A 13,234-nucleotide genomic window follows, 5' to 3' on the forward strand; every position below is an offset into this window, starting at 1 on the left:
GATAAAAGAAGATACGGTTATATCTTCAACTGGCAAAATGCATTCAGATTTGTTAGGAACAGCCTAATTGAGTTAGTAATGGGATCAAAACTGAAAACAATAATTAAACAGCTAATAGAGCAAATTTCTAAAACTGTAGTTGCGGTAAAGCCAACAAGAAGCTTTCCCAGAATTAAAGTTCGGCAAAATAAAAGCAGGTTGCACCAAGCATATAAATAGCTTAACTTAATAGCATTGGAGACGCTAAGACTAGTTGCGTTAACGGAGTACTATAAAAAACTAAGTGCTTCTTTTGGTACAAATGGGCTTACGTCACCATGGTTTCTTAAAATATCGCGCACAATGGTAGAGCTGATGGCTGAATATTCGGGTTTGCTTAACAGTAAAATGGTTTCTACTTCGGGCATCATGGTCTGATTGATCTGAGCGATGGCTCTTTCGTATTCGAAATCAGCAGCCGAACGGATACCACGAACCATATAGGTGGCATCTATTTTTCTACAGAAATCTACCGTTAAACCTTCGTAAGTTTGGATTTCGATATTCTGATAGCCTTTAAAAACAGTCTGCAAAATCTGAAGACGCTGCTCTGCACTTAAGAAATTCTGTTTAGAACTGTTTAGTCCGATACCCACTACAATTTTATCGAAAAGTGGGGTAGCACGTTGTAAAATATTTACGTGCGCAATAGTGATCGGATCAAATGAGCCTGGAAATAGCGCTATCTTCATGATTCAAATATAGATTTTTATGGCGGAATTATTTACCACTAAGACACGAAGAATGCAATGAGGGTTATTTTTTGCCATGGAAACACGGATTTACACGGAATGCACCTGGCTTAATCTTTTATCATTAAGGAATTAAGAACATTAAGAAATTCAGCGGCATTATAACTGGAGCAGACTGCCCATTTTAAGCCTGATTGCAATGGAAAGCCCGGAACCCGATCCTTTATCGGGTGAGGACTTGTAATGAAAAGCAGGACCAAAGGCTGCCACAACGCAAAAATGCCCGCTTTCTAAAAATAAAATAACTATGCGCCATTAACCATGAACTAATGACCAATGAACGACTGAACTACTATAACTCAAAAAAACTGAACGATGAATTGCCGTATTTTCTGGTTTCGGTGTAGCCGGGCTGGCTGTTCAGTTTCATGTTACTTTGGTGTTCTACAATTAACAGGCCATCAGGCTTAAGCAATTGTTGCTCTTTTACCATTACCGGAATCTGTGGGATGTTGGGCATATTGTAGGGCGGATCGGCAAAGATCAGGTCGTAAGCACCGGTCATTTGTTTTAATAACTTGAAAACATCGCCTTTACGCACATCAACCTGATCAAACTGGTGTTGTTTTGCTGTGTTTTTAACCCAGTTTACGCAACCATAATCCATATCAACAGCTAAAATACTTTCTGCACCGCGCGAGGCAAACTCAAAAGTTAAATTTCCGGTACCGCAGAATAAATCTAAAACAGAACAGGTTTCGAAATCATATTTGTTGTTGAGGATATTGAAAAGTGCCTCTTTGGCCATATCCGTAGTTGGGCGTACCGGTAAATTTGCAGGGGGCTGCAAACGGATGCCCTTTAATTTGCCACCAATTATTCGCATAAATCTAAAGCAAGGAGACCGCTGAAATAGTGTTTGGGCATATCGGCCAATAATTCGCTATTTTGTTTTCCAGTGGGAAGGAAGAAATAAAGTTGGTTAAAGTATTTTAATAAGCAGTTATAATGCTCATCATCTTCGTTTATAATGCCTTGTAAATAAACGGGAATGGCATCAGTTAAGCCCAGTTGTTCGATCATCAGCAACAGGAAATAATTAAACTCCTCAGCGTTTTCTGATTGATAATGGTTTTGGAAAACTATCTTTTTATCTTTTATGTAGAGTACATTAAAAGATACTGCTGTAAAATCGATTAATAAAGATTCGTCTGCCAAATGATTAAATAAAACCATTAATGGTTCAGACTGTGGAAATAAATCTGTTTTTTCAGGCAGATTTGCTTTTAAATGCTCATCTAAACAGAAAACGGTATTAAAACCCAGCTTATCGTTGTGTTTAGTGTAAACTTTAGCATCGGAACCTAAATACTTGGAATAAACGGACAGATTTTCACCATCAAACCATTCATCAGGAATGAAAATAAAATTTGAGGTATGGATTGCCGCTTTTACCGTTGCATAGCTTAACGATAGGTAAACGTCGGTTTCAAAGGCAGATTTCAGTTCTTTCTGCACATCTTCACAACCTTGTTTATCAAAAATGATATTAATCTCTTCTGTGTCCTTACCTACCACAGCATAAGAAAAGCTGTCATTCGTTATTTTTAACAATAAATGGCAGTTTGCAGATGCATCAGTTTTAAAATTCGGGTCGACTAATAAGAGACTATTGTTACTCATTGAAACAAAAATAGACTTTTTTAAGGATTAACGGTAAGATGAGGTTAATTTTTTGGGTGCTTTGTTTCTTTGCCACGGAAACACGGAGTTCACGGAAACAATTCTTCGCCATTTTTGCTTACTAAACGACTTGTGGACCGGTGAATTTTTTACCGACCGAGACACCAGATTGAATTGATATTCGCCCAATAATATACAGTTAACTTTGTGTTCTTTGCGCCTTCGTTGTTAATCTTGTCTCTGCGTACATTGCGGTTAAAAGAGCATCAAAAATAGCTGTGTTTATCTGCGAAGATCTGTGGTAAAAATGTCTGTGTTTTTTTACCAAAATCAAACCTTTCGGATATTCAAAAATCGAAATATTCGACTTAAATTCGGAACATGAGTTACAAGCCTACCTACAAAGCGGCAAACACGATTGCAGCAACTATTGAGCAACATTTTGTTAAACTGCATAAAAATGCAATTGCACAGGGTGAGATAGATTTGGCTACTCAACCAGACCGAAAAATAATTGAAGCGATAATTGATGTTGCTTTTTGGAGCAGCTTGCGTAAGGAAGAAGGGCATTCGCCGAGGATTTCGATTGCTTTTTTACCGCCGGATCAAACGTCGAAACCATTGCGCTTTGCGAAAAAACTAGCGTTAAATGCCAATACCTTAACCAAAATAGCGCCTGGGATTGAACGTTCAGGAATTCACTTAGGGGTTTGGGAAGAAGATGGTGAACTTTATATCTGGGGTACAACCCTCAATATTCCGAACTTTTGTTTTGTTGTTGATGTTTCCGAACCTGGATTAATCGTAATTAAACACCGAAGGATTTACGGCATCGGTAAATTTACCAATGTTGCTGTACTTAAAGGAGAGCAGATCCGCATTGTGGATGATACCAGTTGTGCAAATAAAGATTGTCCGCCTATTTTGCAGGCCTTGTTAGATCTGACCGTTTTGGCCAGCTGGAACGATCCCATTAACATTTTGATCCAGTTTTCGGTTTCTATGCGTGCCCATGGTCGTGGAGGAGCCTTGCTAATTGTGCCGAAAGACGATACAAAATGGGAAGAATCTATTATCCACCCGATACAGTATTTGGTAAAACCACCATTCTGTGGTTTATCCAATCTGGCGAAACAGAGCGGCAACCAGAGTGAAATTTTTTCGCAGGGGGCTGTTCGTCGCGAAGTAGAGCATTTAGCAGGTTTAACAGCTGTTGATGGTGCAACGATCATCAACGAAGAATTTGACCTGATTGCGTTTGGTGCAAAAATCGGTCGTGCTAAAGGCAAACCAACCGTAGAGCAGATTGCATTTTCGGAGCCCATTGTTGGTGGCGAAGATAAAATTCTTTATCCCGGACAGCTCGGAGGGACCAGGCACTTTTCCGTGGCCCAGTTTGTTAACGATCAGCCGCAATCTATTGGTTTGGTAGCCTCTCAGGATGGCCATTTTACCATTTTCAGCTATAGTAAAAAACAAAATATGGTAATGGCACATCGCATCGAAACCTTACTTTTGTAATAAGCAAGGAGCAGAAAGCATAGACATAGCGATTGTATTTGTTTGGAAAGGCGCTGTACTGCTAATCGGGTACTGTAGTCCGTCTTTCCGCTAAATTCCCGATCAAACCTTTGGAGAAAAACAAATGTTCATTAGATCGGGAGATACCGCTTCAATACGGTTTAGTTAAATAGGCCTGTGCTAAAAGCTCAGGTACATTTCACGCACACTAAACAGTTAACCGATTAACCGTTTAAAACAATTAACCATTAGAAATGATACTCGATAAAAGTCAGCTTATAGCTTCAGCATACGAACATACACCAACCAAGGAGCAATTGCTTTTTTGCGAGCGGATGTCGGTGTTTTTGCAACAGGACGACGAGTACCGCTGTTTTGTGCTTAAAGGTTACGCTGGTACGGGTAAAACCACCTCTGTAGCCGCTTTGGTGAAGGTTTTGAAACAATTTAATCTGCGTAGTGAACTGCTTGCGCCAACGGGAAGGGCAGCGAAAGTAATGAGCCAGTATTCATACCGAAAAGCATTAACCATACATAAACGCATCTACCGCAAGCGCTCGGCAGCATCGCCCGAAATGCAGTTTCAATTGGCACCTAATCTCTCGGAAAATACGTTGTTTATTATCGACGAGGCCTCGATGATTGCCGATGAATTTAATGAAACAGGCTCTTCAATATTAAGAGATCTGTTGGAGTTTGTGTACAATACCAAAAACTGCTTTTTGCTTTTTGTGGGCGATACGGCCCAGCTACCTCCTGTGGGGAGTTTAGATAGTCCGGCATTGAACGAGCAATACCTCAAAGATAAATTTGCATTAACCGTGTCGTCTGTTGAGTTAAAGGAAGTAGTTAGGCAAGGGAAGAAATCGGGTATTTTGGCCAATGCCACGATGTTGAGAAATCAGATTGCTAAAAATCCTGAAAATCCGATGCCTAAATTCCTGACTAAAAGTTATACCGATATTTACAATATGCCCGGGGCGCGTTTGGTTGAAGGGCTGGAATATGCTTACCGTAAATTCGGCATGGAAAATACCCTGGTGGTTTGCCGTTCCAATAAATCGGCGAATGTGTATAATCAGCAGATTAGAGCCAGGTTGTTGTACCGCGAGGAAGAGTTAACGGGCGGCGATCAGATTATGGTGGTGCGGAACAATTATTTCTGGCTACCAGAAAACGAGGATACTGCTTTTATTGCCAATGGCGATATGGCAAAGGTGATTCGCGTGAGGGGGGAAGAAGAACGTTATGGATTCCGTTTTGCCGATGCCACTTTAGAGTTTATGGATTTCCCCGCTGCAGGGCAGATTAGTTGCAAAGTAATGTTGGATACGCTCAATTTAGAAAGCGCTAATCTGCCATATGAGCAGAATAAAAAGCTTTTTGACGGGCTCAATGAAGATTATGAGCACATTGCCAATAAACGGCAACGGATGTTGGCCATTAAAGCAGATCCTTTTTACAACGCCCTGCAAATTAAATTTGCTTATGCGGTAACCTGCCATAAAGCACAGGGCGGACAGTGGGATGCCGTTTTTGCTGATCAGGGTTATCTTACTGAAGAAATGATTGATCTCGATTTTCTCCGCTGGTTATATACTGCTGTAACGCGAGCAAAAAAAGAGTTATATTTAGTCAATTTTGCGCCTCAGCTTTTCGCGAAGACCGCGCAGGAAGACTACTTTTAGAGGAAGGTGATTACACAGATTAGAAAGATCTCTCTGATTGAATTATCTTGGTGTACTTTGCGCCTTTGTGTTGAACATATTAACCAGATTATATATGAAATTTGCCTTTAGTCTTAAAAACAAGCTAAAAATAGCTTTTTTGCTTTTCTGCATCATGTGCTGCACCTTGTTGATCCGTTTTTTGGAAGATAAAAGTGTAGAGAAGATTAACGAATCTTTCATTTCAATGTACAACGACAGACTTGTTCCGGCCACAGATTTATATTTTATTGCCGAAAACCTGTACCATAAAAACAAGATTCTTCAGGAAATATTATTCAGGGATGGTACTGTTCAGCCTTCAATCGGTATAGTAAAAATGAATAAACACAATCGTAAAATAGATTCGATAATCAATAAATATGAACTTACTTTATTGGTAAAACAGGAGAGAAATTTTTTACACGATCTTAAAAAAGCATTAACTGTTCAACAGGGATTGGAGGCGAAAATAATAAACATGGCAGGTACTGAAGGAAGAATAATTTATGAGTCGATGGGAAAAAATGCTATTGATGAAACACTGGTTAAGCTTTCGGCCTTGATTAAAATACAATCTAAAGTGGGCAATGATCTGATTAAAGGTTCAAAGATCTTCGTTTCCGGAACAAAGGTATATTCTACCCTGCAGGTTATTTTGGCTATTGTGATCGGAATTATGATCGTAGCTATTGTTTCGGCTTCGAATGCAGTGAAAATTCAGAGCGAGAAGTTTAATTTGAATTAAGTTTTGCCACGGAGACACGGAAATCAATTCGCCTCACCATTGTGGAGGTCCTTCGACTACGCTCTTCAAAGGAGTCCTTTGGACAGGATGACAAAACGCTTAAAGAAACATGATTAGTCGCAGCCTATGGTGGGAAGTTTTGGTTATTTTTTGCCACGGAAGCACGGAAATGGCGAAAAACTATTCCGTGTTAATCTGTGTTTCCGTGGCTAACCAAGTTTCGTCATCTCGACCGTAGTGGAGAGATCTTTAGGTCAGTTTTTTTGATTACTCAAGATTAGTCGCAGCCTATGGCGGGAAGTTTTCATGATTTTTGCCACGGAAGCACGGAAATGGCGAAAAACTATTCCGTGTTAATCTGTGTTTCCGTGGCTGATGCTTTTATTCTGCTTCGTCGTCTGTAATTAATCTGATCGAATCATCAGAAAGTACGATTAAACGCTCCTTATATAGTGAGCCAATGGTTTTTTTGAAGGCACTTTTACTGATCTGGAAGCGGTGATAAATATCTTCTGGAGAACTTTTATCGCCCAGTTCAATAACACCACCACTCTTTTTTAGCTCTTTCAACATCATCTCTTTCGAATCGAGAATATGGCCGTAACCACTTGGCTGTAAGGTTAAATCGATCTTACCCTCCACCCGGATTTTCTTGATCCAGCCTTTGCGCATTTCGCCCGGTTGGATATTATCGAAAACCTCATTATTATAAAGCAAACCGATATAAGTATTGTTGATAATGGCGTTAAAACCAAGATCGGTTTCTTCGGTAATCAATAAGCTTACTTCGTCGCCCTCTTCAAAATCGAAACCATCTTCTTCAACAAAATCATACAGTTTAGAAGAGGCCAACAGGCGGTCGTTGCTTTCATCTAAATATAGGTAAACCACATATTTATAGCCTTTTTGCATCGGCCTTTTTTGCTCACGGTCTGGTACATACACATCTTTATCGATACCAAGATCCATAAAAACGCCATCATCACCATCAGAAACCACCTTCAAAAAAGCAAAATCACCCACTTCGGCATATGCTTTCTGGGTAGTTCCGGTTAAGCGGCCATCTTTTTGTACAAAAACAAAAACGGTAATGTTATCGCCAATTTCTACGCCATTCGGAACGTATTGGTAAGGCAGGATGACCAGTTTATCGCCATCGGTTAAGTTTAATCCAGCTTCTGTTTTGCTTAAAATCCTTAACTCGTTGTATTTTCCTATTTCAATCATGTGTTTTGGGTTTAACCATTTTCTTCAATGGCTTTTGCTGCAAAGGTAGCAATGTTTCGTTGCAAATTGGTTTTAAATCTGTTGGAGTAATTTTAACCGCAGCTAAAAAGGATGCGCACAGATCTTAATATCCGTGTGCATTTGCGATGAAAAAAATAACCTTATTTGCCCTTCACATGGTTACAATTGACAGATTCCTAAAGAAAGGTCGTCATTGCGAGGAGGAACGACGAAGCAATCTTTCATGCCAGTGATCCTTGCCATAAAGATTGCTTCGTCGGCTGAAAAAGCCTTCTCGCAATGACCATCTCTCACGGCTACTTGAACCCGCAATGAAAAAAAATATATATTTTAGCGGCTTATCTAATATTAAAACTACAATATGAACAAGCAGATTCCTCCATTTTTTTTAAGCGATGAGTATTTTATTGATGAGAAAGTAAACTTCTTAAAGTTTGCGAACGAGTACAAAGTTTATAACGATCAGGGTGCCCAGATCGGGATTATTAAGCAGCGTATTTCTGGCTGGCAAAAGGCTTTAACCTTATTGGTTGATAAGCGAATGATGCCTTTTAAATTAGAAATTACCGATATTAACGACCAGTTGCAGGCCACCATTACAAGAGGATGGACCTTCTGGATGTCGAAAATTATTGTGACCGATCCACTTGGTGTTGAAGTGGGCATTATTAAACAAAAATTTAAATTCTTCAAGCCTACTTTTACCATTTCGAGTCCAACATCTGGAGAAGAGATCGCAAAAATCTCCGGCGATTGGAAAGCCTGGAACTTTAGCATCACCAACAATGCAGGTGCTGAAATGGGTAAAATAAATAAAAAGTGGGCTGGTGCTTTGAAAGAGGTTTTCACCACTGCCGATAAATACAATGTGTCTATCGATCCCAGTTATGCAGAAAGCAATCAGAAAGTTGCAATTGTGGCCACGGCCATTACCATTGATATGGTTTTGAAAGAAAGTAAATAAGAAAGTTAATGATTGAATGAGAGAGTGATTGAATGATAAAATGAGTGGATGTAAGGAAGGAAAGATTTAATAAAAATCCCCCAAACATTCTCTCACTCAAAATTCAATCATTCTCTAATTAATTATTTAGCTATTTAATCATTTCTTTGGGTTAAATTTGGAGCCTACAATTTAAGGTATCTTCATTGATATGGAAAAAACCAAAGAAGCCAAAAAGCCGAGTATTTTCAGTTTACTTGGAAACTACAGGGGCTTAATTTTTATGCTGATCCTGTTTGCGTTGCTCAGTAATGGTATCAACTTACTCTTACCGAAGATTATTGCCAATGGTATCGATTCTTATACCAACAAAACTTTCAACCTTCAATCCATTCTTCTTCAGTTTTCACTGGCTATTGTACTGGTTTTTATCTTTACTTATTTGCAGAGTATCGTACAAACCTATGCTTCTGAACGTGTGGCAAGAGACTTAAGAACAAGGTTGTCTGATCAGATTTCGCGACAGAGCCATGCCTATATTATTCAGGCTAATCCCTCAAAACTGCTGACCAATCTTACGGCTGATGCCGATTCGATTAAAATGTTTGTTTCGCAGGCTATCGTTTCTATCTGCTCGTCTATTTTTTTAATCGTTGGGGCAAGTATTCTCCTTCTGATGATTAACTGGAAACTGGCACTTTGTGTGATTGCTATTGTGCCGATAATCGGTGGCGCATTTTTCTATGTGTTAAGCAAGGTAAAAGTACTTTTCAAAAAGAGCAGGGAAGTGATCGATTGGCTGAACAAAGTAATCAGCGAAAGTATTTTAGGCTCGGCTTTAATCCGGGTAATTAATTCGCAAGCTTTAGAATACAATAAATTTATAGATGCGAATGCCAAAGCGAGAGATTTAGGAATTTCTATTCTCCGTATGTTTGCCGCACTGATACCGGTTATTGTTTTTACAGCCAATTTATCCGGTTTGTGCATTCTGGTACTGGGTGGTCACTTTGTAATTACCAATTCGATGACCCTGGGCGAATTTACCGCTTTTAGCAGTTACCTCACCCTCATTATATTTCCCATTTTGGTAATCGGTTTTATGAGCAATGTAATTGCGCAGGCTACGGCATCTTACCAAAGGATAGAAAGCGTGCTGAATGCTGCTGAGATCAAACATCCAGGTACGCTAAGCACACAATTACGAGGGGAAGTAGAAGCGAAAGATCTTAATTTGAGTTTCGGGCAAAAACCAGTTTTAAAATCGGTTTCATTTTCGGCTAAAGCAGGTTCTAAAACGGCTATTATCGGCCCTACTGCTGCGGGTAAAACACAATTACTTTATATTTTGACAGGTCTTATTGAAGCAGATTCTGGTGCGGTGCTGTTCGATAACGAAGAAATTAAAAAGTACAACCAGGAGAATTTTCACCAACAGGTTGGCTTCGTATTTCAGGACAGCATTATGTTCAACATGAGTATCAGGGAAAATATTGCCTTTAGCGATACCGTTACAGACGAATCGCTTGCGAAAGCTATAGCTACTGCTGAACTGAAAGATTTTGTAGATGCCTTACCTGATCAATTGAATACTATTGTTTCAGAACGTGGAAACAGCCTTTCGGGTGGACAAAAACAACGCATTATGCTGGCCAGGGCTTTAGCGGTGAATCCGAAGATCTTATTGCTTGATGATTTTACAGCCCGTGTTGATACCAATACCGAGAAAAGGATTTTGGAGAACATCCAACAAAATTATCCTGGTTTAACTTTACTTTCCATTACACAAAAAATAGCTTCTGTTGAACATTACGATAAAGTGATTTTGCTGATGCAGGGCGAAATCATTGCAGAAGGAACCCATCAGGAATTGCTGAAAAGCAGCCCCGAATATGTTCAGATTTACAATTCACAACAGAGCACCAGTAATTATGAACTACAATCTTAACCAGCTTAACACCAGGCAGGAAAAGCGATCTACTTTGAAGGCGCTGAAAAGCCTGCTAAAACTGATCTCGGCTGAACGTAAGAACCTTTGGCTGGCGCTGATTGCCATTTTGATTAACTCAGGTCTGTTGCTTTTGGGACCATTATTGGTAGGCCACACGGTTGATACCTATATCCGCACCAAACAGTTTCATGGTGTGCTTATTTTTGGTGGTATACTGTTAGTGATGTATATGATTGCTATGGTTACCGGTTACACCCAAACCAGGTTGATGGGTGGAGTAGGCCAGCGGATGTTATACACTTTGCGTAATGCCATTTTTAATAAACTGCAGGAGTTACCGGTTTCATTTTTTAATCAGAACAAAGCTGGTGATCTGATTTCGAGGGTGAATAATGATACCGATAAGCTGAACCAGTTTTTCTCACAGTCCTTAATGCAGTTCATAGGCAGTATTGTAACCATGATCGGTGCCGGTATTTTCTTGCTTTCGATTAATTTAGAACTAGGCGCCGCAACACTTTCGCCTGCAGTGGTGATCGTTCTTTTTACGATGGCTTTATCACCCTGGGTAAAAGGAAAAAATGCCAAAAACTTAAAAAGTGTTGGCGGAATGAGTGCCGAAATACAGGAAAGCCTCAACAACTTTAAAGTGATTATTGCATTTAACCGCAGGGATTATTTTAGGAAACGTTTTAATGAAGCCAATACCGAAAACTATAAAACAGCCATAGGTGCGGGTTTAGCCAATAATATTTTTGTGCCGGTTTACGGTTTGTTATCGAGCATTGCACAGCTGATCACCTTATTATTCGGTATTTACCTGATTTCCACTGGCAACTTTACATTGGGTTTATTGGTGAGTTATATTGCTTATACCACCAATTTTTATAATCCGCTAAGGCAATTGGCTGCCCTTTGGACAAGTTTTCAGGTGGCTATGGCCAGTTGGGACAGGATATCGCAGATCTTATCATTAGAGAGTGACCTAAAACAGGTTAAAGTTGACGGAAATATCACTTCTGATGCTTTGCTTGAGTTTAAAAATGTGCATTTCTCTTATGACGACAGTAAAGAAATCCTCCATAACATTAACCTCAGGTTCGAAAAAGGAAAAACTTATGCTTTGATTGGTCCAACCGGAGGAGGAAAGACCACTACTGCTTCTTTAATTTCGCGTTTGTATGATGCCACTAAAGGAACGGTTTTATTAAACGGTAAAGATATCCGTTCATTTTCTGCTGAGGAAAGAACACAAAAAATCGGGTTCATTTTACAGGAACCATTTTTATTTACCGGAACGGTAAAAGAGAATATTTTGTATGGCAATAGTCAATATAAGGACGTAAGTGATGCACAGCTGGAGAAAATAATTGAAGAAGCCAACTTAAATGCACTTTTAGCCATATTTGACGAAGGGTTGAATACACAGATTACTTCGGGATCTGACAGTATAAGTTTGGGTCAGAAACAGTTGATTGCCTTTATGCGTGCGGTGTTAAGAAATCCTGAACTGTTAATCCTTGATGAAGCTACAGCCAACATCGATACCATTACTGAACAACTTTTAGGTAGCATTTTAAATAAACTGTCGAAAGAAACCACGCTTGTTATTATTGCGCACCGTTTAAACACCATCGAAAACGCTGACGAAATTTATTTTGTAAATGAAGGCGAAGTGCAAAAAGCCGGAACGCTGAACGATGCATTAAATATGTTACTGAAAGGGAAAAGGGTAAGTTGATATCTTTATAAACCTATCAGGTAAAAAAAAATACAAATGAGAAAATATTTCTTCTTTTTGGCGCTTTCGGCCTTAAGCACCATCTCCTTTGCGCAAAGCAAAGGGCAAAACCTTTTTGTTCAGGATAGTTTAAAGTTGATTTCTTCACAATTTAAGTTTACAGAAGGTGCATCAGTTGATAAACAGGGAAACGTGTTTTTTACTGATCAGCCTAATGATAAAATCTGGAAATATGGTATTGATGGCAAACTGAGCCTGTATATGGACAAATCGGGAAGGGCAAACGGTACTTATTTCGATAAAAAAGGTAACCTGATTGTTTGTGCCGACGAGAATAATCAGATCTGGTCTATCGATAAAAACAAAAAGATAAAAGTGCTCTTCAGCGATTATGAAGGCAAAAAGGTAAACGGGCCAAACGATATCTGGTTGGATGCTAAAGGAGGCATTTATTTTACTGACCCTTATTATCAGCGCGATTACTGGATCAGGAAATCGCCTGAGATTCAAGGTCAAAAAGTATATTATCTTCCGAAAGGGAAAAAGGAAGCCATTATCGCGACGGACGATATTATCAAGCCTAACGGTATTGTAGGTACTCCGGATGGTAAATTTTTGTATGTGGCCGATATGAATGCCAATAAAACTTATCGTTATCGTATTGGTGCTGATGCGAGGTTAACGGATAAGCAAATTTTCCTTAACCAGCATTCTGATGGAATGACTTTAGACAGTAATGGAAATATTTATGTAACCGGAAAAGGAGTGAATATTTACAAGCCTACTGGCGAAAAAATCGGCCATATTGATATTCCCGAAGAGTGGTGCGGTAATATTTGTTTTGGTGGAAAAGACAAAAACATGCTTTTTATTACGGCTTCAAAATCGCTGTACGTTATTCCAACGAATGCAAAAGGGATAGAGTAATAGTTCATTATAGTCTTTTAAGGGCATGCAAAGCC

General features: G+C 39.3%; 11 protein-coding genes. 7 read left to right on the forward strand and 4 right to left on the reverse strand.

Annotated features, from left to right (window positions below; translation table 11 throughout):
• Positions 1-269: 269 nt before the first annotated feature.
• From coaD to LQ227_RS22885, 3 genes are all read right to left on the reverse strand, one after another.
• A complete protein-coding gene (gene coaD, locus LQ227_RS22875; protein WP_029279302.1) occupies positions 270-731 on the reverse strand; it encodes a pantetheine-phosphate adenylyltransferase in 462 nt (153 codons plus the stop codon).
• A 352-nt stretch (positions 732-1,083) separates the two neighbouring features.
• A complete protein-coding gene (gene rsmD, locus LQ227_RS22880) occupies positions 1,084-1,617 on the reverse strand; it encodes a 16S rRNA (guanine(966)-N(2))-methyltransferase RsmD (protein WP_116250695.1) in 534 nt (177 codons plus the stop codon).
• Entirely contained in the window at positions 1,608-2,414 is an 807-nt protein-coding gene (locus tag LQ227_RS22885; protein WP_230145208.1) for a DUF3822 family protein, read from the reverse strand. The genes rsmD and LQ227_RS22885 overlap by 10 nt, the downstream gene beginning before the upstream one ends.
• A 381-nt stretch (positions 2,415-2,795) precedes the next feature.
• Between LQ227_RS22885 and LQ227_RS22890 the strand changes: the two genes are divergently transcribed.
• The 3 genes from LQ227_RS22890 (at position 2,796) to LQ227_RS22900 (ending at position 6,389) form a co-directional block, all read left to right on the forward strand.
• A complete protein-coding gene (locus tag LQ227_RS22890) occupies positions 2,796-3,935 on the forward strand; it encodes a putative sensor domain DACNV-containing protein (RefSeq protein ID WP_230145209.1) in 1,140 nt (379 codons plus the stop codon).
• A 254-nt stretch (positions 3,936-4,189) separates the two neighbouring features.
• Positions 4,190-5,623, forward strand: coding sequence for an ATP-dependent RecD-like DNA helicase (locus LQ227_RS22895; RefSeq protein WP_230145210.1), 1,434 nt, complete (start codon positions 4,190-4,192; stop codon positions 5,621-5,623).
• Between the two features lie 94 nt (positions 5,624-5,717).
• The gene (locus LQ227_RS22900; protein ID WP_230145211.1) at positions 5,718-6,389 is read left to right on the forward strand and encodes an MCP four helix bundle domain-containing protein; all 672 of its coding nucleotides are present in this window, start codon (positions 5,718-5,720) and stop codon (positions 6,387-6,389) included.
• Positions 6,390-6,770: 381 nt separating this feature from the next.
• Here the strand turns inward: LQ227_RS22900 and LQ227_RS22905 are convergent, their stop codons facing one another.
• Entirely contained in the window at positions 6,771-7,616 is an 846-nt protein-coding gene (locus tag LQ227_RS22905) for a S1 RNA-binding domain-containing protein (protein WP_116250690.1), read from the reverse strand.
• A 382-nt stretch (positions 7,617-7,998) separates the two neighbouring features.
• Between LQ227_RS22905 and LQ227_RS22910 the strand changes: the two genes are divergently transcribed.
• The 4 genes from LQ227_RS22910 to LQ227_RS22925 all read left to right on the forward strand — a co-directional run bounded on the left by LQ227_RS22910 (position 7,999) and on the right by LQ227_RS22925 (position 13,199).
• Positions 7,999-8,601: an LURP-one-related/scramblase family protein gene (locus LQ227_RS22910; protein WP_230145212.1), complete on the forward strand. Its 603-nt coding sequence runs from the start codon at positions 7,999-8,001 to the stop codon at positions 8,599-8,601.
• Between the two features lie 190 nt (positions 8,602-8,791).
• Complete coding sequence (locus tag LQ227_RS22915) at positions 8,792-10,528, forward strand: ABC transporter ATP-binding protein (protein ID WP_230151270.1); 1,737 nt, start codon at positions 8,792-8,794, stop codon at positions 10,526-10,528.
• On the forward strand, positions 10,512-12,272 hold the full coding sequence (locus LQ227_RS22920; RefSeq protein WP_230151273.1) for an ABC transporter ATP-binding protein: 1,761 nt from the start codon (positions 10,512-10,514) through the stop codon (positions 12,270-12,272). The genes LQ227_RS22915 and LQ227_RS22920 overlap by 17 nt, the downstream gene beginning before the upstream one ends.
• A 36-nt stretch (positions 12,273-12,308) precedes the next feature.
• Positions 12,309-13,199: an SMP-30/gluconolactonase/LRE family protein gene (locus tag LQ227_RS22925; protein ID WP_230145215.1), complete on the forward strand. Its 891-nt coding sequence runs from the start codon at positions 12,309-12,311 to the stop codon at positions 13,197-13,199.
• Positions 13,200-13,234: the final 35 nt, after the last annotated feature.

This window comes from Pedobacter sp. Bi27, from assembly GCF_918698255.1.
Classification (GTDB): domain Bacteria; phylum Bacteroidota; class Bacteroidia; order Sphingobacteriales; family Sphingobacteriaceae; genus Pedobacter.

Excerpts from the sequence above, each read along its gene's own strand:
- coaD (WP_029279302.1), bottom strand. The coding sequence starts at position 731 with ATGAAGATAGCGCTATTTCCAGGCTCATTTGATCCGATCACTATTGCG.
- rsmD (WP_116250695.1), bottom strand. The coding sequence starts at position 1,617 with ATGCGAATAATTGGTGGCAAATTAAAGGGCATCCGTTTGCAGCCCCCT.
- LQ227_RS22885 (WP_230145208.1), bottom strand. The coding sequence starts at position 2,414 with ATGAGTAACAATAGTCTCTTATTAGTCGACCCGAATTTTAAAACTGAT.
- LQ227_RS22890 (WP_230145209.1), top strand. The coding sequence starts at position 2,796 with ATGAGTTACAAGCCTACCTACAAAGCGGCAAACACGATTGCAGCAACT.
- LQ227_RS22895 (WP_230145210.1), top strand. The coding sequence starts at position 4,190 with ATGATACTCGATAAAAGTCAGCTTATAGCTTCAGCATACGAACATACA.
- LQ227_RS22900 (WP_230145211.1), top strand. The coding sequence starts at position 5,718 with ATGAAATTTGCCTTTAGTCTTAAAAACAAGCTAAAAATAGCTTTTTTG.
- LQ227_RS22905 (WP_116250690.1), bottom strand. The coding sequence starts at position 7,616 with ATGATTGAAATAGGAAAATACAACGAGTTAAGGATTTTAAGCAAAACA.
- LQ227_RS22910 (WP_230145212.1), top strand. The coding sequence starts at position 7,999 with ATGAACAAGCAGATTCCTCCATTTTTTTTAAGCGATGAGTATTTTATT.
- LQ227_RS22915 (WP_230151270.1), top strand. The coding sequence starts at position 8,792 with ATGGAAAAAACCAAAGAAGCCAAAAAGCCGAGTATTTTCAGTTTACTT.
- LQ227_RS22920 (WP_230151273.1), top strand. The coding sequence starts at position 10,512 with ATGAACTACAATCTTAACCAGCTTAACACCAGGCAGGAAAAGCGATCT.
- LQ227_RS22925 (WP_230145215.1), top strand. The coding sequence starts at position 12,309 with ATGAGAAAATATTTCTTCTTTTTGGCGCTTTCGGCCTTAAGCACCATC.